17 protein-coding genes are annotated in these 19,254 nt (G+C 58.4%); 1 reads left to right on the forward strand and 16 read right to left on the reverse strand.

Translation table 11 applies throughout. The features are described 5' to 3' along the window. Positions 1-9 precede the first annotated feature (9 nt). From JMF94_RS10105 to JMF94_RS10145, 9 genes are all read right to left on the reverse strand, one after another. Positions 10-1,866, reverse strand: a complete 1,857-nt coding sequence (locus tag JMF94_RS10105; RefSeq protein WP_240824972.1) for a fumarate reductase flavoprotein subunit — start codon at positions 1,864-1,866, stop codon at positions 10-12. 9 nt (positions 1,867-1,875) lie between these two features. Next, on the reverse strand, positions 1,876-2,505 hold the full coding sequence (locus tag JMF94_RS10110; RefSeq protein ID WP_240824973.1) for a succinate dehydrogenase/fumarate reductase transmembrane subunit: 630 nt from the start codon (positions 2,503-2,505) through the stop codon (positions 1,876-1,878). Positions 2,506-2,598: 93 nt separating this feature from the next. Further along, entirely contained in the window at positions 2,599-3,162 is a 564-nt protein-coding gene (locus JMF94_RS10115; protein WP_240824974.1) for a Fe-S-containing hydro-lyase, read from the reverse strand. Positions 3,163-3,171: 9 nt separating this feature from the next. Next, positions 3,172-4,017, reverse strand: coding sequence for a fumarate hydratase (locus JMF94_RS10120; RefSeq protein ID WP_240824975.1), 846 nt, complete (start codon positions 4,015-4,017; stop codon positions 3,172-3,174). Positions 4,018-4,054: 37 nt separating this feature from the next. Next, positions 4,055-5,407 carry an SLC13 family permease gene (locus JMF94_RS10125; protein ID WP_240824976.1) on the reverse strand — a complete coding sequence of 451 codons (1,353 nt, stop codon included), beginning with the start codon at positions 5,405-5,407 and terminating at the stop codon, positions 4,055-4,057. Between the two features lie 718 nt (positions 5,408-6,125). Next, positions 6,126-6,749, reverse strand: a complete 624-nt coding sequence (locus JMF94_RS10130; RefSeq protein ID WP_240824977.1) for a flavodoxin family protein — start codon at positions 6,747-6,749, stop codon at positions 6,126-6,128. 328 nt (positions 6,750-7,077) lie between these two features. Next, positions 7,078-7,947, reverse strand: a complete 870-nt coding sequence (locus JMF94_RS10135) for a WcbI family polysaccharide biosynthesis putative acetyltransferase (protein ID WP_240824978.1) — start codon at positions 7,945-7,947, stop codon at positions 7,078-7,080. Positions 7,948-8,025: 78 nt separating this feature from the next. After that, the gene (gene queD, locus JMF94_RS10140) at positions 8,026-8,439 is read right to left on the reverse strand and encodes a 6-carboxytetrahydropterin synthase QueD (RefSeq protein ID WP_240824979.1); all 414 of its coding nucleotides are present in this window, start codon (positions 8,437-8,439) and stop codon (positions 8,026-8,028) included. Next, entirely contained in the window at positions 8,436-8,603 is a 168-nt protein-coding gene (locus JMF94_RS10145) for a hypothetical protein (protein WP_022657287.1), read from the reverse strand. The genes queD and JMF94_RS10145 overlap by 4 nt, the downstream gene beginning before the upstream one ends. 154 nt (positions 8,604-8,757) lie before the next feature. On the opposite strand from JMF94_RS10145, the gene JMF94_RS10150 reads away from it, so the two are divergent. Then, entirely contained in the window at positions 8,758-9,816 is a 1,059-nt protein-coding gene (locus JMF94_RS10150) for a DUF1848 domain-containing protein (RefSeq protein WP_240824980.1), read from the forward strand. 79 nt (positions 9,817-9,895) lie between these two features. Here the strand turns inward: JMF94_RS10150 and JMF94_RS10155 are convergent, their stop codons facing one another. The 7 genes from JMF94_RS10155 to rfbD all read right to left on the reverse strand — a co-directional run bounded on the left by JMF94_RS10155 (position 9,896) and on the right by rfbD (position 19,159). Further along, complete coding sequence (locus JMF94_RS10155; RefSeq protein WP_240824981.1) at positions 9,896-10,846, reverse strand: radical SAM protein; 951 nt, start codon at positions 10,844-10,846, stop codon at positions 9,896-9,898. Positions 10,847-10,900: 54 nt separating this feature from the next. Then, the gene (locus JMF94_RS10160; RefSeq protein WP_240824982.1) at positions 10,901-12,064 is read right to left on the reverse strand and encodes a metallophosphoesterase; all 1,164 of its coding nucleotides are present in this window, start codon (positions 12,062-12,064) and stop codon (positions 10,901-10,903) included. 6 nt (positions 12,065-12,070) lie between these two features. Further along, positions 12,071-15,559, reverse strand: coding sequence for a DNA polymerase III subunit alpha (gene dnaE / locus JMF94_RS10165; RefSeq protein ID WP_240824983.1), 3,489 nt, complete (start codon positions 15,557-15,559; stop codon positions 12,071-12,073). Between the two features lie 193 nt (positions 15,560-15,752). Next, complete coding sequence (locus tag JMF94_RS10170; protein ID WP_240824984.1) at positions 15,753-16,250, reverse strand: hypothetical protein; 498 nt, start codon at positions 16,248-16,250, stop codon at positions 15,753-15,755. Beyond that, positions 16,247-17,041 carry an HD domain-containing protein gene (locus tag JMF94_RS10175; protein ID WP_240824985.1) on the reverse strand — a complete coding sequence of 265 codons (795 nt, stop codon included), beginning with the start codon at positions 17,039-17,041 and terminating at the stop codon, positions 16,247-16,249. The genes JMF94_RS10170 and JMF94_RS10175 overlap by 4 nt, the downstream gene beginning before the upstream one ends. A gap of 64 nt (positions 17,042-17,105) precedes the next feature. Continuing rightward, entirely contained in the window at positions 17,106-18,275 is a 1,170-nt protein-coding gene (locus JMF94_RS10180; RefSeq protein WP_240824986.1) for a DUF3179 domain-containing protein, read from the reverse strand. Further along, the gene (gene rfbD, locus JMF94_RS10185) at positions 18,272-19,159 is read right to left on the reverse strand and encodes a dTDP-4-dehydrorhamnose reductase (protein ID WP_240824987.1); all 888 of its coding nucleotides are present in this window, start codon (positions 19,157-19,159) and stop codon (positions 18,272-18,274) included. The genes JMF94_RS10180 and rfbD overlap by 4 nt, the downstream gene beginning before the upstream one ends. Positions 19,160-19,254: the final 95 nt, after the last annotated feature.

Genomic DNA, 19,254 nt, shown 5'->3' on the forward strand with positions numbered 1-19,254 from the left:
TGGCTCTCCTTACCCCTGTTGTGCGTACGGTACAATTTTTTCCGGGCTGATGTCGGCGGTTATGATCTTGCCGCCGCCGTATCCACGGTCGCCGGGGGGCAGAATATAGAACGGCGTTGCCGGTTCGTACTTGAGGGTGGGCAGGGTGTCGCCTTCCTTCCAGTAGGCCAGGGTACGGTTGAGCCATTCCTTGTCGTTGCGCTCGGGGTAATCCTCGCGGGCGTGCGCGCCACGGCTTTCTGTGCGCATCAGCGCGCCGTAGGCCGTGCACAGGGCCAGCTTGAGCATGCCCGGTACGCGCAGGGCCATGGAAAGCTCGGCATTGGGGCCGGGAATGTTGCCGCTGGCAAGGCGCATGTTCTTTGTGCGCTCCAGCAGTTCCTGCAACTTGGCAACGCCTGCTTCCAGATCCTTGCCGTTACGGAAAATACCCACATGCTCCATCATGATGTCCTGCATGGCGTTGCGCAGGGTGTAACAATCATCGCCGGTACCGCGCAGCAGGGCAGAGATGCGCTCCTTGACCTTGGTGGCGGCGTCCTTCATTGCCTGGGTGGAGAAAACAGTTTCGTAACCTTTGAGGAATTCCACCAGCTTTGCGCCAACAATGCGGCCAGAAACAATGGTCTCCGCCAGTGAGTTGCCGCCCAGACGGTTGAATCCGTGCATGTCCCAGCAGGCTGCTTCGCCAGCGGAGAAAAGTCCTTCAAGGCCGTAGGCGTGCCCGTCCTTGTTGATGCGTACGCCGCCCATGCTGTAGTGGTGGGTGGGCCGCACAGGTATAAGCTGGTGGATGGGGTTTACGCCCAGGAAGTGCGTTGAGATGTCGTACACTTCGCGCAGGTTTGTGGTGATGTGCTTTTCGCCCAGATGGCGAATATCCAGCCACAAGTGCTCGCCATAGGGGCTTTGTACGCCAAGGCCCTTGCGCATGTGCTCGGTCATGCGGCGCGACACCACGTCGCGGGAGGCAAGTTCGGCTTTTTCCGGCTCATAATCGGGCATAAAGCGGTATTCGTTCACGTCCAGCAGGGTGCCGCCGTCGCCACGGCAGCCTTCCGTGACCAGAATATCCGTGGGCACGGTGCCTGTGGGGTGAAACTGCACGGCTTCCATATTGCCCAGCGGCACAACGCCTGTTTCAAGGGCCGTGATCTGGCCGCCGCCGTCACAGATGATGGCATTGGTGGTGGCCCGGTAAATGCGGCCATAACCGCCCGTGGCGATAAGCGTGGCCTTGGCGAAATAGCCCACCAGTTCGCCGGTGCGCAGATCGCGGGCAACGCAGCCCATGCAGCGCTGTCCATCATGAATCAGGGCCTCGGCCTGCATGCGGTCATGCACGTCAACGCCCAGTTGCAGCAGACGGTTATCAAGGGTGAACAGCACGGCGTGGCCTGTGCCGTCAGATGTATAACAGGTGCGCCACTTGGCGGTGCCGCCAAAGGCGCGGGAGTGGATCAGCCCCTCGTTTTCCTTTTTTTCCGTTGCCTGAAAGGGCTTGCCGCCCTTGTAGTAGGTGTGCTCGCCAGGCACAACGCGGCTCCAGGGCACGCCCATCCAGGCCATTTCGCGCATGGCGATGGGGCCTGTCTCTGCAAACAGGCGGGCCACTTCCTGATCGCAGCCCCAGTCGGAACCCTTGACCGTATCGTTGAAGTGCACCTCTGGGCAGTCGCCCTCGCCCATGATGGAGTTGCCCAGCGCCGCCTGCATGCCGCCCATGGCGGCTGACGAGTGCGACCGCTTGGGCGGCACCAGTGAAAGACAGATAACGCTGAAACCCGCCTGAGCCGCTTCCACGGCAACGCGTTCCCCGGCCAGGCCGGCGCCTATGCAAAGAACATCGCTTTCAAAAACTCGCATACGCACCCCCTATCCCAAGAACCACACGCGGGTCAGAGCCGCCGCGCCGAGCAGAAGATAACAGCCCATGACAATCCAGGTCCACTTGCGCCACGCCGGGCGCGTGGCCTTGACGCACACGCCGAACTTGACGGCCAGGCGGTACACGCCAATGCCCGTATGCAGAATGACGCAAGGCAGAAAGAACACGTAGAAGGCCAGCCAGCCGGCGTGCAGGCGTTTGGCGCTGCCCGCCACATTGATGGGCAGGTCGGTCATAACGCTGTACACATGGTAGAAAGCGCCTGCCAGAATAACGATGGCCGTAAAAACCTGCACCAGCCACAGCCACGTATCCACTTCCTTGAGGCCCTTGCTGTGCTGCACAAACACGCCAAGCTCATTGGCACGGAAGGGCATTTTGCGGGCTGCAATGTAAAAATGGAACAGGATCAGCAGCATGATGACGGGTGCCGCCACCTGCGCGAGCATGGTTACTTCAAGCAACCATGCAATGCCGTTGGTCAGTGCGGGGCTAAGGACGACCGTCCCTTCCAGCACGAGATGGACGCACACAAAAAGCGCCAGCACCGCGCCAGAAGCCGCTTGCCAGAAATCAAGGCGGGTTCGGTCATCGACAGGGGATCTGCTCAAGGCCATACCAACTCCTTCATAAAGATATCAGGCATTATAAAACGGCGCGGCAGCCCGCGCCACGTTTCGGCACTCGGCATGCACAGGGGCGGCCGCAGGTCAGGATCGTCTGTACGGGGCCTGCCCTGTCTCGTAGTAATTGTCGCCCGTGCTGTCGATGACCACAATGGCGGGAAAATCCTCCACTTCCATGGCAGCCACGGCTTCCGGCCCAAGGTCTTCGTAAGCCAGCACTGTGTATTTTTTGATGCTGCGGGCGATCAGGGCGCCTGCGCCGCCCACGGCGGCAAGATACGGCACGCCATGCTTTTTCATGGCTTCCACCACTTCGGGCTTGCGGTAGCCCTTGCCAATCATGCCTTTCAGGCCTTGATCAAGCAGACGCGGGGTGTAGGCATCCATACGCCCCGAGGTGGTTGGCCCGGCAGCGCCGATCACTTCGCCGGGTTTGGCCGGGCTTGGCCCCACGTAATAGACCACTGCGCCCTTCAGATCCACGGGCAGGGGTTCGCCCCTGTCCAGAGTCTCTACAAGACGTTTGTGGGCCGCATCGCGCGCGGCAAGAATGGTGCCCGAAATCAGTACCCGGTCGCCCGCGCGCAGTGAACGCGCGGTGGCTTCGTCAAAAGGAGCGCGTATTTTTTTCATCTGGTTTTCCGACATGGGGGCCTCCTACAGCGTAACTTCGGCGTGGCGCGCCGCGTGGCAGTTGATGTTCACTGCCACAGGCAGGGAGGCAATGTGGGTGGGCGCCCATTCCACATGCACTTTCAGCGCCGTAGTCAGCCCGCCAAGGCCCTGAGGGCCAATGCCGGTCTTGTTGATAAGCTCAAGCAGTTCTTCTTCAAAGGCCGCGTAGCGCGGATCATGGTTGCGGCTTTCAAGGTCGCGGGCGGCGGCGCGCTTGGCGCAAATGGCGGCCATTTCCATGGTGCCGCCAAGGCCAACGCCCACCACCATGGGCGGACAGGAGTTAGGCCCTGCTGCCAGCACGGCATCCAGCACCACCTTACGCACGCCTTCAATGCCGTCAGCGGGCACAAGCATTTTGACCACGCTCTTGTTTTCAGAACCTGCCCCCTTGGGGGCCAGGCGCAGGCGCAGAGAGTCTCCCGGCACAAGACGGGTGTGGATGACGGCAGGAGTGTTGTCGCGCGTATTTTTGCGTTCAAACAATGGCTCCGCCACACAGGATTTGCGCAGGTACCCGTCCACATAGCCCCGGCGCACGCCCTCATTGACGGCGTCTTCAAATGCGCCGCCCACAATGCGCACATCCTGTCCCACATCGGCAAAAATGACGGCAAGGCCGGTATCCTGACAAATGGGGATGCCATCGCTGGCCGCGATTGCCGCATTTTCCAGCAGTTGTTCAAGAATGTTTTTGCCCACGGGCGAGGGTTCCGCCTCATGCGCCTTATGCATGCCGTCCACCATATCCTGCGGCAGGCGGCAGCAGGCCCGCACTGCAAGGTCGGCAACGGCGCGCGCTATGTCCTCAACATTGATTTCCTTCATGTCTTCCTCTTTAATAAGTACGACTGCTGCTGGCCTATCAATGGAAAGGCCAGATCAGCGGGATAAGCAGCCAGCACATAATGAGCGAAATTAACTGCAAAGGCCAGCCAGCCTTGACGTAATCCATGAAGCTGTATCTGCCGGGGCCGAGCACGATGGTGTTGGGCGGGGTGGCAATGGGCGTCAGGAAGCAGCACGAGGCCGACATGGCAATGCCCATGGCGATGGGCAGGGGCGAAATGCCGCTGGCCATGGCGATGGGCAGAGCCAGCGGGGCCATCAGGGCCGCCGTGGCGGTATTGGACATGAAGTTGGTGATGGCGGCGGTGAGGGCGCAGCACACAAACATGAGCATCCACGGGTCATTGACCGTGCTCACCACGGCATTCGCCACGATGGCGGCAGCGCCGGATTTGTCCATGGCGGCAGACATGGAAAGCATGCCCGCGAACAGAAAAATTGTTGTCCAGTCAACGCTGCGGAAGGCTTCACGCATGGTCATGCAGCCTGTAATGACCATAAGGCAGGCGCCCAGAACGGCGGCGGTGGTCAGGGGCATGACTTCGCTGGCCATCATGGCGACCACAAAGGCGAAGATCAGCACGGAATGCCACATTTTGTTGTCGCGGCGTACCTTGGCATCAACTTCAATGTCGTCTTCGCCATCGAGTTGCATTCTTTCGGGCAGCAATTTGTGGCCCGCAATGGCATAGTAAAGCAAGCCCACAACCAGCAGAGGCATGCCGATAAGGCCGAATTCAAAAAAGCCAAAGGGGCTTTGCCCTGTCTGGGCCAGCATGGAGTTTATAATGCCGTTGGGCGGCGTGCCCACAAGGGTTACCGTGCCGCCCAGTGACGAGGCAAAGGCAACGGGCATAAGCACCTTGCCGGGGGCAAGCTTGGCCTTCATGCACATGCCAAGCACCATGGGCACGGCCACAACTGTGGTGCCGGTGTTTGAAAGCACGGTTGAGAGCAGGCCGATGGCTGCCATGGTGTAGACGATGAGCTTGACGGGATTGCCCTTGGACAATTTGACAGCAAGACCGCCCACCTTGTCTGCAAAGCCGGTAATAAACGTGGCTTCGCCCACAATGAACATGGCCATGAAGAGCACAACGGTGGGGTCGCCAAAGTAGCCAAAAGCAACCTTGGACGAAACCACATTTGTGAGCGAAAGAGCCACCGGCACAAGCAGGGCCGTGATGGGCAGGGGGACAATTTCCGTAAAAAACATCACTGCTGCAACCAGCAGGATGCCCAGGGTGATGTATGCCTTGGTGGGGTCTTCTGGTAGCTTGATGCCAAGACTGGAAGCTGCAAATGCCTCATGTCCGGCAAAAAGAACAATCGCAAGCAGCATAAACGCCCATAGAGCTGGTCTTTTCATCCGCCAACCTCCTGCATCATGAAATTTACGGCGTCCCTGCGTGTTTTTTTGCGTTCATGGTATACAATTGCAGGGAAAATAAATGGATACCTGAAACAATGCCAGATATGAAAAATCGTGGCAACAATATTATGCTGAATGATTGATCAATCTTTATAATTTATTCAACGTATGCAGTATGAAAGATGGTAAAATTTTTTATATCAAGTAGTATGTAATAAAAATCACAAATACGCATGTTATGCGGTATGAATATTTATCGGTCATAAATATTGTAGTTGTTTGATCTTCATTAAATGTCTCTTTATATAAATTTTGTATCGCAATTTTTAATGAAGGTATGCTTTTTTGTGCAAGACACATATTCAGCGCGAACTAATCTGTATGGAAGCCCAAAGATAAAGCGCGAATGCGCGGACAAAGCTTTACCAGCCTTACTGGGGACATTGAGATTGCAGCCGCCAGTGTACAGCGCGTGTGAAAAATTCTGTCAGAACGCCTAGAAGGCTTATGCGCGGCGATCATCCAGACAAGATATGCTCTTGCATAAAGCAGGAGCATATAAAATGAACAGCCAGACAATAAAAAAGGCTGTCCGAAAATATTTTCGGACAGCCTTGCTCACTGATATTTGCCTGTTACTGTAGTTGTGCGTTTGCCCTGCAAACGGGTAAATATTGCAGGAATATCTGCACGGTATCTCACATAGTGTCTGGTTCTAGCGAATAAAGTTTGTGGGATCCCACGGTTCCGGGGTTGGGGTTGCCACGCCAGCGGCCTTGCCAGCGGCAATGCACTTGAGCAGCCACGCCATGTTGTCGCCAAGGGTGCGCATGATCTGCAAGCCTTCCTTGTCTTGCAATACCTGTTCCGGCGTATTGCCGTGCACGGCGTTCCAGTACTGGGAAGAAACCACGGGCATGCGGGCAATGGTAAAGTACTTGTTCAGCCGGTCAAAGGAGGCGCTGGCCCCGCCACGGCGGCAGCTCACCACGGCGGCAGCGGGCTTGAAGGCATAGTGGAGGGACTTGCCATAGAACATGCGGTCAAGAAAGGAGCACACGCCGCCATTGGGGCCGGCGTAGTAAACAGGAGAACCCACAACAAAGCCGTCTGCCTCGCGCAGCAGGTCAATGGCCTCGTTAACGTGGTCGGCATTGAACACGCAATGTCCTGTATCCTTGCACTTGCCGCAGCCAATACAGCACTGTATGGGCTTTGTGCCCAACTGGAGCATCTGCGTTTCAACGCCGTTTTTTTCAAGCTGCGCCGCAACCGTGGACAGTGCGGTAAAGGTGCAGCCCTTGGGATGCGGGCTGCCGTTGAGCATGAGTACCTTCATGAAAATCTCCTTTCGGGTCCAAATGGCCGCCCTCGCAGTGAGCGGAACGGCGAGGCCAGTGACCCCGTAGATTTTGTTGGTAAAAGCCAGCCAGATGTTGACGCTTGGGCGCGTCAGGCCAGCAGATGTCGGTCTGTGCAGGCTAGGCGAGTACTTGCAAGCCTGAGCGTAATTTCGTCCGTAATTTCTTGGCCTCCAACAGTACGCAATGCCCTTCACGTGTGCAAGCCACGCTGGAGTCTGCCTCCATTGGCCCTGTGTGTACGCCGTCTGCCCGCGCCTCTGCACCAGCCTCAGCTCCTGAAGCAGCCATATCTGCAAGTCAAAATCAGCCTGTCATATCTTTTGCGACCAGCCTCAGGGCATCCGGCGAGAGGTTTTTCAGAAAGGTCAGAAAGTCGGGCACATTGCTTGCGCGGCAGGCCATGTAGCACAGGGTATATTCCCTGTGCGTGAGCAGGGAGTGGAAGATGGGCCAGCGTTTGTCTACGCTGGCAAAGGGCAGGCCCAGCGCGCTCCCCACCGCAGGATGGATGGGCAGCCAGAAATCTTCAAGCGGGTGAACATATGCCCCGCGTGTGGAGGGGGGCAGAACGCCAAGGCCCAACAGGCGCAACAGGCTGTCTGCCATGTGGAACAGCAGTTCACGGCCTGGGTGGTTGACCGTGATGAACATCTGTTGATCACGCCAGCGCTCGCGCAGCAGGGGCGCACAACGTATGGGGGCATCGGCCTCCTTGGCTTCCTCACGCGCAAGCGATTCTTCAGCCTGTGCGTTGAGCGTATCGGCATTGCCCAGCAGCGAGGCTGCGCCGCGCAGATAGAGGGTCAGCGCCTCTTGCGGTGTGACTTTTTGCAGCAGCGTCTCCAGCAGGCTGTCTGCAAAGTTGATGCGGTCATCGCGGGACCAGAAGGGCCAGTAACCCTTGAAAAACAGATTGGGAATCTCAATGGCCTTGCAGTGTTGCGGCAGGCGCGGCAGCATTTGTTCTGTGGAGAGGTCGCCCCATTTTGGCGCAAGGCGCTGGTAGAGAAAAAGCTCGCAGCGTTCAATATCGCTGTCTGCAATACTCTGCCGCGTGTAATTCACATACTGGCGGATATAAAACCGGCTGGCAAAGGCCGGAGTGTTTTCCAGCAGGGGCCGCAGGGCATCGCCCTGGCAGTTGGCGTGCAGAAGACACAGAGCCTTGGTCATGCTGGTTCCGTCTGTCTTGGTGTGAAGGGGGCGTGTTCCTGGGGTGCGCCAACGTCCATCCCCATTCGCGTCCCTGAATCAGTCGTCCACTTCCATGTAGGTGGCGCTTTGCGCGGCTTTTTCAGATACTGTGACGCTGTAAAGCCGCACTTGCCGGGCCTGTGGGTCGTCATGTGCTGCCAGCAGCTCCGCCATGCCCCGCCAGATATGCCGGGCAAGATTTTCTGAAGAAGGATTCATGACGTCAAAGGGCGGCGTTTCGTTGAGCAGGCGGTGGTCGAGCGCGTCAAGCACTGCTTTAAGGCCGCTTTTGAGCGTTTTAAAATCAAGCAGCATTTCAGTGTCCGGGGTTAGGCGCTGCCCCTGCACAGTCAGTTCCACCGCAAAATTGTGGCCGTGCATGCGTTCGCACTTGCCCTCATAATGCCGCAAGGCATGACCAGCAGAGAAATCGTCCCGCACGGTCAGCCGCCAGAAAGCGCCCTTTGTCATGACAGTATCCAGTAGACCACGAAGGCCGAAATAATGACAACAATGATCGCCAGCATGATGCGGGCGTTCTGGTTCCATTCAAAGCCTGGATGTGGATCATCCAGATCAGGGTCGCCAGTGGAGGGCGGCGTGAAGAGGCTTTGCATCCAGGAAAAGAAAGACATGAATTTCCAGTTTGTTACAGGTTATTGATTGTGCTTGCCCTTAAGCATAACAATTGCGCCGGATAAGTCAAAATACACGTCAGAGCCATGGTTTCAGGCAGGCCGCATGCCCCGTGCAGTTGACGAAGCCGCGCAGCCCTGAAACACTTTGGGCATGAAGTGGCGTACAGTACAGATAACCACCGCATCGGGGCAGGCAAGCGCCGTTGCTCCAGAGATCATTGCGGCCAGCCGGGCAACGGATATCCCGGCTTTTTACGCGCCCTGGTTTGTCAACAGGCTGCGCGCCGGATACGCCCGCTGGATCAATCCCTTCAACGGGAGGCCCCAGTTTGTGTCCTTTGCCAACACGCGGGTTGTCGTGTTCTGGAGCAAAAATCCGCTGCCTTTGCTGCCCTTGCTGCCGGAAGTGGAGGCGCGGGGCCTCGCCTGGTATCTGGAATTTACGCTCAACGATTACGAGGCGGAAGGATGGGAACCCAATTTGCCACAGCTTGATCAACGCATCGACACTTTCCGCCGTTTTGCGGATGAGGCAGGACCGGAACGGGTTGTGTGGCGCTTTGACCCCCTGATGCTGGCCGGACATCTGGCGCAAAATCCTGACGGTTGCCAGGTGTTGCTGGACAAAATGGCCCGCATCGGCAGAGCCTTGAAAGGCTGGACCCGCAAGCTGGTGTTCAGTTTTGCCGACATCGCCGACTACCGCAAGGTGCGGGAAAATCTGCGCCGGGCGGGCCTTGCCTGGCGTGATTTTACGCAGGCGGAAATGCAGGCCGTGGCAGCGGGGGTGGCCGCTCTTGCTGCGGAAATGGGCGCGGAACCCTGCACCTGCGGTGAAAAGGGCGACCTCTCGGCATGGGGAATCAGCCATAACCGCTGCACAGACCCGGAACTTATCCTCAGGCTCACCAACAGACACCCGGACATGCTGCGCCTTTTTGGCATTGCGCCGCAGCGACAACTGGGCCTGCCTCTGGAAATGCCCTCAGGCGCAAACCTTGCCAGCACGCCGCATGAGTATCCGCGCGACACAGGCCAGCGTGCCGTGTGCCTGTGCGTACCTTGCAAGGATGTGGGCCAGTACGACACCTGCCCCCACGGCTGCGTGTACTGCTACGCCAATACCTCACCCGCCGTTGCGGCCCGGAATTTCCGGCGGCATGAGCCGGAGGGGGAGAGCATTTTTGCAGAGCCGGAGAGGACAGCCTGACGACCGGCCTGACATTGGGCCTGATTCATCTACCTGATTCCTCTGGCTGATTTTGCGCGGGGCGCAGAGCCTGTGCGGGCTACTGAAAAAATTTGCCGCGTGCGCGGTCAATGCGTTCACGCAACGGTGCATCCACAAAAAACAGCTCGCAAGCAAGAGTCAGTTCCTGCGCCCGATGCATAAAATACGCAGCTGCGGTAATGGAATGCTCACTGACCGCGCCAGCATTTACTTCCAGAAAATTGAAGGACAACTGTACCTTCGCTGCACCGAATCGGCGGCAGATCTGGAAAAACTGCTCCACGTCGGCGATCTTGTTATTTTGTTCAAAAATTATGTATTTGATATCAATTTGTTCTGGTGTGATTGCTGCAATAAAATACTTTTCCATCGAAGCCATCACATCATTCCACCAGTCGCCGCCCTTAACGCGGGCATAGGCTGCGGCATTGCCGGAATCAAGACTGATGTTGATTTTGCCGCCGCCGCTGGAAAGCAATTCGTCAATCCAGGCAGAATGCCGCAGCGCATTGGTATGTACGTACTGAAAGTAGTCATGCTCGCGCAGCCAGCGGCCTGTGGCTTCAAAATCGGGCAACAGGGTGGATTCTCCCCCGCCCCAGCTTATGGCGCAGTTCTTTTCCAGTGCGTCCTGCTCATACAGACTCTGGATGGCAGGAAGAATGGCAATGGGGCGCGGGTGCTGCCCGGGCTTCCACAGGTCGCAGTAGATGCAACGGCAGTTGCAGATGTGCCTGTGATGATTCAGGGAAAGAACGGCAAATTGCAATTTGGGCACACAGACGGAATGCGAAAGAGGAACAAGATCGGGGCAGCCCGCGCATACCTGGGGATTCTGCTTCTGCACTTCCTGCGCAACGCTGCCCATATGGCGGGTATATGCCTCCATATCCACCGCGCCGCCTTCAAAAGAAAAACTCGGCACCACGATGTTGTGCGTATTGCAGCAGGGTTGCAAGGCCCTTTCTTCAAACACAAGTTCCCGAACAAACCTGGAGCAGAATAACATGCGGCCTCCTTCCGGAACCAGATGTCCGGGGTGTCGATCATCCCATGCCGATGGCTATGGAGCGGCATTGTCCGCAGAAGTAAAATGCACCGTAACCAGCAAGACCTCAGCGCGGCCTGTGGTACGCAGGGGCGGCCCCCATGTGCCAGTGCCTGCGCTGACGATAGAGTGGAAGTTGCCTTTTGTCAGCAGGCCCAGCGGGTTTTCGTATCTTAGTTCCGTCACAAAGTTAAAAGGCCAAAGTTGCCCGTTGTGCGTGTGACCTGACAGCATGAGCGCAGTGCCCGCCTGACGGGCTTCGTCAAGGGCGGCGGGCTGGTGATCCATGACCATAAGGGGCAGGCTGCGGTACTGTTCTGGCAGATCGGCCAAAATTTCCTCCATGCTGCCCCTCTGGATGCCGGTAAAACCGGGCTTGCTCAAATCATCCCTGCCAGCAAGCACGAAGCTGTTGTCCACCACAGCCCACTGGTCGCGCAGCACCTGCATACCCACAGCGCGCAGAAAATCCAGACTTTTGTCGATGGAACCAGAGATATACTCGTGGTTGCCCGGCACAGCCCAATGCCCAAGGCGCGGCTGGGCCACAGCAAGCGCTGCGGCGGTGGCTTCGGCATCCAGTTTTATGTGGTCGTCAATGATGTCGCCAACATAGAGGATTGCGTCCGGCTGCTCCGGGGCCAGTAGCTCTACTGCTCGGCTCAGCCGCCCTGCGGTGATGAGGCGGCCCAGATGCATATCGGTAATAACGCCCAGTTTCAGGGGCTTGTCCACATAGGTGATGGGTACTGGGCCTTGTGAGCGGACAGTGATGTCGTAGTGCCGCAACGCGGGAAATGCCGCGTTGAACCAGCTGCCCACGCCCAGCAGCAGGGGCAGGCCCATGACCAGCAGCACAGCGCCCCAGCGTGGGGTGACGGGCGGCAGTGCGCCAAACAAACGTGCGGCAAGGCCCCATATGTCGGCAAGCAGCACAAGCGCAAAGGCGTAGAAAGCCACGCCCATCCAGAATGCCCCTGCCCGAATCAGCCACACGTGGGCAAGGGTATCGCCATGCCCCTTGTAGAGCAGGGGGAAGGCCGCGCCCAGAGCGAGCACAAGGATGCAGAGCGCGATGCGCAGCCAGCCAGTGCCGGAAAGCGCGCGCCACAGCCACCAGGATATCCAGCCGTTAATAATGGCCAGGCCTATGCCTGTTACCAGAAAAAATCGGAACATATGGTTTTATGAAGCCCAGGCGGCAAGAGCTTTATCGAGATCCGGCCCGGGGCGTACTTTCAGAGTGTTGTCGAGGTGCAGAATGCACACGTGCCCATCAAGAAAAACCTGGGCATGCGCTTCTACCGGGCCGGGGAATTTCTCCAGAAGGTTGCGCAGAGCCAGCATGTCTTCGCGCCCAAGGCGGTGTTGCGGTATCTGCACGCATATGGGGGTGTCGCTTTGCCCGCAGGCTTCAGCCAGCGAGCGGGCGGTCTGGCCCAGCAGCTTGATTTCGCGCGGGCCTTCGTCTGCTTCTTCATCCATATCGCTATTGTCGCCGTTGTCGGTCTGGCTGTCGAGCCGCGCCACAAGGCAGATGGGCTGTTCAGAGCGCAAAAGATCGCGGCATTCGGCGTAAGGGCGGGGAAAAAACGTCACTTCAGCGTGGCCGGTGAGGTCTTCGATCCCCACAAAGGCCATGCGTTCGCCCTTGGACTTTGTCAGTACTTCCTTCACGCTGACAACCAGCGCCGCGCAGCGGATTTCCGCACCGGGGAACAGTTCCCGCGCGTCTTCCAGCGTGGTGAGTCCCAGGCGGCGGATCTCGCGCGAGAAGGGTTGCAACGGATGGCTGGTCAAAAAGAAGCCCAGGGCCTCCTTTTCTGCCCGCAGTTTGTCGTCGTCAGCCATTTCGGGCAACGAGGCTTCGGGGCAGTCCAGGCCGATACCGGGTTGGGGCGCGCTTTCCACCACCGGGGCCATGGAGAGCAGCGAAACCTGGTTGGATGTTTTGTCCTTGGCCTTTTTTTGCGCGCGGGCAACCACAATTTCAATGGCCGCCAGCATGGCGGCGCGGGGTACGCCAAAGCAGTCGCAGGCGCCGCCCTTGACGAGCGATTCAAGCACGCGCTTGGTGACTTTGCGCAGGTTTACCCGGCAGCACATGTCGAACAGCGAGGCAAATTCGCCGCCTTCGCCCCTGGCTTCCACAATTTCGCGTATGGCTTCATCGCCCACGTTCTTGATGCCGCCAAGGCCAAAGACCACCTTTCCGCCGTGGGCCGTAAATTCGCGCTGGCTCTGGTTTACCGAGGCCTGCACCACATTGATGTCCATGTCCTTGCAGCACGAGACATACTTGAGCAGCTTGTCCTGATTGCCCATTTCCGAGGTGAGCAGGGCGGCCATGAACTCGACCTTGTAGTGAACCTTGAGAAAGGCCGTGTAGTACGAAATAAGGGCATAGGCGGCGGAGTGCGACTTGTTGAAGCCGTATTCGGCGAACTTTTCCATCAAGTCGAAAATTTCGTTGGCCTTGTCCTTGTCGATGTTGTTCTTTTCCGCGCCGGTGACAAAGTTGACGCGTTCCTTGGCCATGGCCTCGGCTTTCTTTTTGCCCATGGCGCGGCGCAGCAGGTCGGCCCCGCCAAGCGTATAGCTGGCGATGATCTGGGCGATCTGCATGACCTGTTCCTGATAGACGATGACGCCGTAGGTATCGCGCAGGCATTCTGTAAGCGACTGGTGCGGATACACCACGGGCACCTGCCCGTGCTTGCGCTTGATGAATTCGTCCACCATGCCAGAACCGAGCGGGCCGGGCCGGTACAGGGCCAGCATGGCGATGACGTCTTCAAAGCACGAGGGCTTGAGCATGCGCAGATACTGCCGCATGCCCGAACTTTCCACCTGAAACACGCCGTCCGTGTCGCCACGGGCGTAAAGCTCGTAGGTTTCCGTATCCGTAAGCGGCAGGTTGTCGAGATCCGGCGGTTCATGCCCCTGAAGGGTGATGTTGTCCAGGGTGTCCTGAATCAGGGTCATGGTTTTCAGGCCAAGAAAGTCGAACTTCACCAGCCCGGCTTTTTCCGTCATGGGGCCGTCAAACTGGGTCACAAGTTCGCCGCGTTTGCCCTGATACAGGGGGAGGTATTCCTCCATGGGCTTGTCTGAAACCACGAGCCCGGCGGCGTGGGTGGAGGCGTGGCGGGCCAGACCTTCAAGGCGGCGGGCCGTGTCCAGCAGGTGTTTGACCTTGGGGTCGGAGTGGTAAATGTTTTCCAGCTCCGGCTCTGCCTCCAGCGCCTTTTTGATGGTCATCTTGAGGTCGGCGGGCACCAGTTTGGCGATGCGGTCAGTTTCCGCAAAGCTCATGCCCAGGGCGCGGCCCACGTCGCGCACAACGCCCTTGGCCTTCATGGTGCCGAAGGTGGTGATCTGCGCCACCGAGCCTTCGCCGTAGGTTTCCACCATGTGCTTGATGACCTCGACGCGGCGGCGTTCGCAAAAGTCCACGTCGATATCGGGCAGGGAGACGCGTTCGTTGTTCAGAAAGCGTTCAAACAGCAGATTGTAGGGGATGGGATCAAGGTTGGTGATGCGCAGAGCCCACGCCACCAGCGAACCGGCGGCAGAACCGCGCCCCGGCCCCACGGGAACATTGTGGTTTTTTGCCCAGTTGATGAATTCCTGCACGATGAGGAAGTAACCGGGAAAACCCATTTCAAGGATAACGCGCAGTTCGTACTGCAAGCGGTCCCGGTAGAGCTGGACGTCTAGCGTGTCTCTGTCGGGGTGTTTTTCCAGCCGTTTTTCCAGCCCTTCTTCTGCCAGCCGCCGAAATTCGGAATCAAGGCTGGCCCCTTCCGGCAGCTTGTACACAGGGAAGTAGTGGTGGCCGAAGTCCAGCTCCACATTGCACTGCTCGGCAATGCGCATGGTGTTGGCCAGGGCTTCTGGCACGTGGGCAAAGGGCTTTTCCATCTCTTCGATGGATTTGTAGTACAGCTCATGGGTGCCAAAGCGCATGCGCTTGGGGTCGTCCATGGTGGTCTGCGTCTGAATGCAGAGCAGCACTTCGTGGGCTTCGGCATCGTCAGCGGTGAGATAGTGGCAGTCGTTGGTGGCAACCAGCGGCACGCCCGTGGTTTCCGCCAGTTCCAGCAGGGCGTTGTTGGCCTTGGTCTGCTCCGGCAGGCCGTTGGACTGCAACTCAAGATAAAAACGGTCGGGGTAGATATCGGCGTATTCCCGCGTGAGGCTCAGAGCCTTGTCCATGTCGTCCGCAAGAATGGCGCGGGGGATTTCGCCCGCAATGCAGGCCGAAAGGCAGACAAGGCCCTCGGAATACTTGCGCAGCAGGGGTTTATCCACGCGGGGTTTGTAATAAAAACCCTCAAGATAGCCCTGTGTGACCAGCTTGACCAGATTGTGGTACCCCGTGGTGTTCTGGGCCAGCAGAATCAGGTGGTTGCGGCGGCGCGCCAGAGGCGAATCCGTGCTTTTATCCTTGTGGTCGTGGCAGACGTAAACCTCGCACCCAAAGATGGGTTTGACGCCGTAATCCTTGCAACCCTGATAAAAATAGGCCGCGCCAAAGAGGTTGCCGTGGTCGGTGATGGCGCAGGCGGGCATGCCGAAATCCTTGGCGCGGGCGCACAGATCCTTGATGCGGATGGCGCCGTCAAGCAGGCTGTATTCGGTATGGCAATGAAGATGGACAAAATCTGACATGAAAACTCCAGAAGCGGAAAAGGCGGGCGTTACCGGCGCAAATGCCTGACAGGCGAGCGCCTGCACAGGGTGCGGCAGCGCCAGAGCAGCTTATAGCACAGGCAGGGTGGCCCTTCAAGGCGGGGCCATGAGGCCAGAAATGCGGGTTTAGCCGCGAGGGTTCGCGAGGGGCCGCGTGGAAAGGTTCAAGATCTCAGGCGCGTTGCAAATGCAGCAAGGCCGCAGCGCCTGCAAAAATGGGGCGGCGCTCGTGCACCAGAGCATTGCATTGGTGCACAAGCCCCTCAATGCCGCCCCTTTGAATAAAACTTGCTTGAGGCGCCCCGTCTGCCGCCGCTGTTCTGCGTGCTTTTGTCAGCGCCATGAGGCCGCGCGCCGCCAGCGTTGCGGGCAGCTCAAGGTTGCGTTCCGCCAGCTTGAAATCAGCCACCAGAACTACTTCAGCGCTTTCAAGCGCGAGCCGCAGCAGGGCTTCTGCCTGCGCCGCAGGCAGATAAAACAGCGTAAAAGCCAAGCGCGCACAAGCCAGGGGCGCATGGCTGGCGCTTCGCAGTGTCAGCATATCTGGGTTGAGCGGAGCATGCGCGTACGCATCCGGCCACGGCACCCGCCGCGCCAGCGCCTCCTGCGGAAAATATCCAGGGCAGACAGGCAAAGCGTCAAAACTGGCTGTCATGCGCGCTGACGTCACTGCGCGCTCTCCAGAATATGCAGCAGGCAGTCGCGGGCTTCGGCCTGCGGAACGCCGTCCGGCATGCGACGCAGCAGATTTTGCGCATGCCCGTCCGCAATGAATTTACGGCGGCTCGAAGCAAAGTGCAGATCAAAAAACCATGTCCCAAGCAGCAGGCGAAAATCGTTGACGCAGCGCAGATCCACATAGGCCGCCACGCGCTTTTCGCGTACAGCCTTGAGAACCGCCTCACTGGCGATGGTGGGGTCGTCCGGCTGTTGCAGCACCACCGTGGGATTATACGGGGCTGGGCCGCTCAAGTGTTCATCCATGACCCGCAGAATGTCCAGCTTGTCCGCGTCACGCACCACATTTGTGACCAGAGCGATATCCTCCGGCGTCCCCTTGGGCAGGGCAAAACGGTTGTGCATGCCCACAGCAGCCATGACCAGCTTGCGCATTTGCGGTGTCTCGCTGACGAGGCGGTGTTCGGCCTTCAGAACCCGCACGCCCATCTGCCCGTGATTGCACGATTCCCTGTCCCTGAACGTGTGGTAGCGCAGGTACTGCTCAAACCGGCCCACGTCATGGTACAGTGCTGCCAGCAGGCAGGCCCGCGCAGTCTGAGGGGCAAAACCTTCGCCTTCAACGGTGTGTCGGGCATTTTCCAGCACTTCGAGGGAGTGCCGGAGTTTGAGATCCATGGGCGAGGCATCGCCCTGTTCCATGGCTGTTTTGGCGGCGGCATATGCAGTAAACCACGCCAGATGCAAGGATATGTCGGCGGATGCTGTGACAGTGCAGTTCATGGGAAATCAAATACGCTCTGGTTTTACGCAATGCAAATGGGCTGACCCTGCTTGGGCTGTGGGGTTATTCCCCCGGCGGAGCTGGCGAGAGCAGCTTTTCCGGCACCTCGCCGGGGCCGGGAATGACCAGTGTTTCCGGATTCATGCTGTACCATGCAAACCACATGGAATACGCGCCGTAAAACTGCGGCATGGACGCGCCCTTCATGTTGCCGTCAAGCGCCACGCCCGTGGCAGGATCCCACTGGCTGCGCGTGGTCAGATCCATGAGCTTGCCGTTTTGGGATATGAAGAGGAATGGCTCGGCCCATATCTGGCGGTTAAAAAGACGCACCACCTCAAGGCCCCGGTCATAAACTGCCAGAAGGGCATTGGGCCCCACAAAAAAATTCACGGCCCCTTTTTTGCGCACATAGCCTATGTCGATAGCCAGCAGGTATCCCTCATACTCAATGCACAGCATGGGCGTTTTGCGGGCAAAACGTTTGTCCATGCGTTCCACTGGATAAATGAGCCTGTCGTTATCGTAGTAGGTTCCCTTGCGCAGGTAGTTGCCGTAGGGATCGCGCCCGTAGGGCTTGTTGCCGTTAGGTTTGGCAAGCACCAAGGCATGCGGAAAGGTGCGCTTTGCCGCGCCCCAGGTTGTCCAGTATACGGGCACCATGGGGAGCCCTCGGCCCAGCAGGGGGCCGTCAAAGGCCATGCCTGTTTCCTGCAGCCAGAGACTGCCGGAATTGCGGTCAATCAGAACGCTGTTGCCATCGTAGAGGCGGCCTTCCGTGTCAAAAATAAGGTTCAGGCCCCCCATGGAAGAATCGTAGGCCATGAAGCTGCCGGTGGTGGGACAGTAAGTGATGGCGTAGGCCTTGTCGTCCACGATTTCGTTGACAACCTGATGCCAGACCATGATGCGCTGCGGGTATACGCGCGCGCCCCCTTGCAGCATGGCGATGAACACCACCTCGTCATCGCTGAGGCTCAGGTTTGCATCCTGAATACGGTCGTAGCGCGGGCGGTACAGGGAAGGGATGGAGCCGTATTTGACGCCAGTTTCAATCAGTTTGCCGTTGATGGCGGCAAGCTCCTGCAAGCTGCGCGGCCTGGCCTGAGCGTCATCGGCATTCCAGAGCGCCGCGAGAATGAACAGCGCGAGGGCCGCCGTGATCAGGCAAAGCGCCCGCCATTCGGGCTGGCTGGCTGGAATCCGCGCCGGGCAAGGGCCTGGTATTGTCACTGCGTCCCGCCTTTGCTGGCGTGCGCGGGCAGATAGTCGCTGAAAACATAATCTCGCAGGGCCTGGGGCCACGGGCGGGGAGACTTGCCAAGAAAGGCGGCCAGCTTGCTGTTGTCCAGCACGGAAAACACAGGTCGGCGAGCTTTTTGAGGCCATTCCGCCGAATCAATGGGCACAACCCGGCACGGGGCACCTGCCAGAGAAACAGCCTCGCAAGCCAGATCACACCAGCTTGCCTGCCCGCCGTTCACCGCATGCCAGATACCAGTGGCCCTTTTTTCCGCCAGAGCGATGCTCCAGTGCGCCAGATCAAGGGTATAGGTGGGCGAGCCTGTCTGGTCATGCACCACGTTGATGGAGTCGCGGCGCTGGCAGGCTGCGAGGATGGTATCCACAAAATTTTTGCGACCTGGGCCGAAAAGCCATGCCGTGCGTATGACGCACGAGCGGTCAGGCAGTGTTTCCAGAACGGCCTTTTCGCCTTCAAGTTTGGTGCTGGCATATACAGATGCCGGTTGGGGCGTATCTGTTTCTTTCCACGCGGTTTCGCCTGCACCGGAAAAAATGAAGTCCGTGCTGAACTGCACAAGAAATCCGGCCCCTTGCGCCTTGATACAGCGCGCAATGGAGGCGGGCAGGGCGCGGTTGAGCTGGCAGGCTTCGTCCTTGTGGTCTTCGGCATCATCAACAGCTGTCCATGCCACAGTGTTGAACACCACATCCGCCTGCGCCTCTGCAATGGCAGCTTGCAGAAAGGCCATGTCCAGCAGATTGCCGTTTTCACGGCCCAGTGTTGCGACTTCCCACTCGCGTGCTTTAAGCACTCGCGTCAGGGCCTGGCCCAGAAGGCCAGTTGCCCCCCCAAGTACCAGAGCTTTTGCCATGCGACCCCCAAGGTTTGCCCGCCAGCGCTGTGCTGGTGGTATCCAGGCCATTCTCCGGCACATTATCCCCGCATTGATGCCCGGGTCAATACAAT

Origin of the sequence: Desulfovibrio sp. UIB00 (assembly GCF_022508225.1) — a bacterium.
GTDB lineage: Bacteria > Desulfobacterota > Desulfovibrionia > Desulfovibrionales > Desulfovibrionaceae > Desulfovibrio.

Coding starts and splice junctions, on each gene's coding strand:
- JMF94_RS10105 (WP_240824972.1), bottom strand. CDS start 1,866: ATGCGAGTTTTTGAAAGCGATGTTCTTTGCATAGGCGCCGGCCTGGCC.
- JMF94_RS10110 (WP_240824973.1), bottom strand. CDS start 2,505: ATGGCCTTGAGCAGATCCCCTGTCGATGACCGAACCCGCCTTGATTTC.
- JMF94_RS10115 (WP_240824974.1), bottom strand. CDS start 3,162: ATGTCGGAAAACCAGATGAAAAAAATACGCGCTCCTTTTGACGAAGCC.
- JMF94_RS10120 (WP_240824975.1), bottom strand. CDS start 4,017: ATGAAGGAAATCAATGTTGAGGACATAGCGCGCGCCGTTGCCGACCTT.
- JMF94_RS10125 (WP_240824976.1), bottom strand. CDS start 5,407: ATGAAAAGACCAGCTCTATGGGCGTTTATGCTGCTTGCGATTGTTCTT.
- JMF94_RS10130 (WP_240824977.1), bottom strand. CDS start 6,749: ATGAAGGTACTCATGCTCAACGGCAGCCCGCATCCCAAGGGCTGCACC.
- JMF94_RS10135 (WP_240824978.1), bottom strand. CDS start 7,947: ATGACCAAGGCTCTGTGTCTTCTGCACGCCAACTGCCAGGGCGATGCC.
- queD (WP_240824979.1), bottom strand. CDS start 8,439: ATGACAAAGGGCGCTTTCTGGCGGCTGACCGTGCGGGACGATTTCTCT.
- JMF94_RS10145 (WP_022657287.1), bottom strand. CDS start 8,603: ATGTCTTTCTTTTCCTGGATGCAAAGCCTCTTCACGCCGCCCTCCACT.
- JMF94_RS10150 (WP_240824980.1), top strand. CDS start 8,758: ATGAAGTGGCGTACAGTACAGATAACCACCGCATCGGGGCAGGCAAGC.
- JMF94_RS10155 (WP_240824981.1), bottom strand. CDS start 10,846: ATGTTATTCTGCTCCAGGTTTGTTCGGGAACTTGTGTTTGAAGAAAGG.
- JMF94_RS10160 (WP_240824982.1), bottom strand. CDS start 12,064: ATGTTCCGATTTTTTCTGGTAACAGGCATAGGCCTGGCCATTATTAAC.
- dnaE (WP_240824983.1), bottom strand. CDS start 15,559: ATGTCAGATTTTGTCCATCTTCATTGCCATACCGAATACAGCCTGCTT.
- JMF94_RS10175 (WP_240824985.1), bottom strand. CDS start 17,041: ATGAACTGCACTGTCACAGCATCCGCCGACATATCCTTGCATCTGGCG.
- rfbD (WP_240824987.1), bottom strand. CDS start 19,159: ATGGCAAAAGCTCTGGTACTTGGGGGGGCAACTGGCCTTCTGGGCCAG.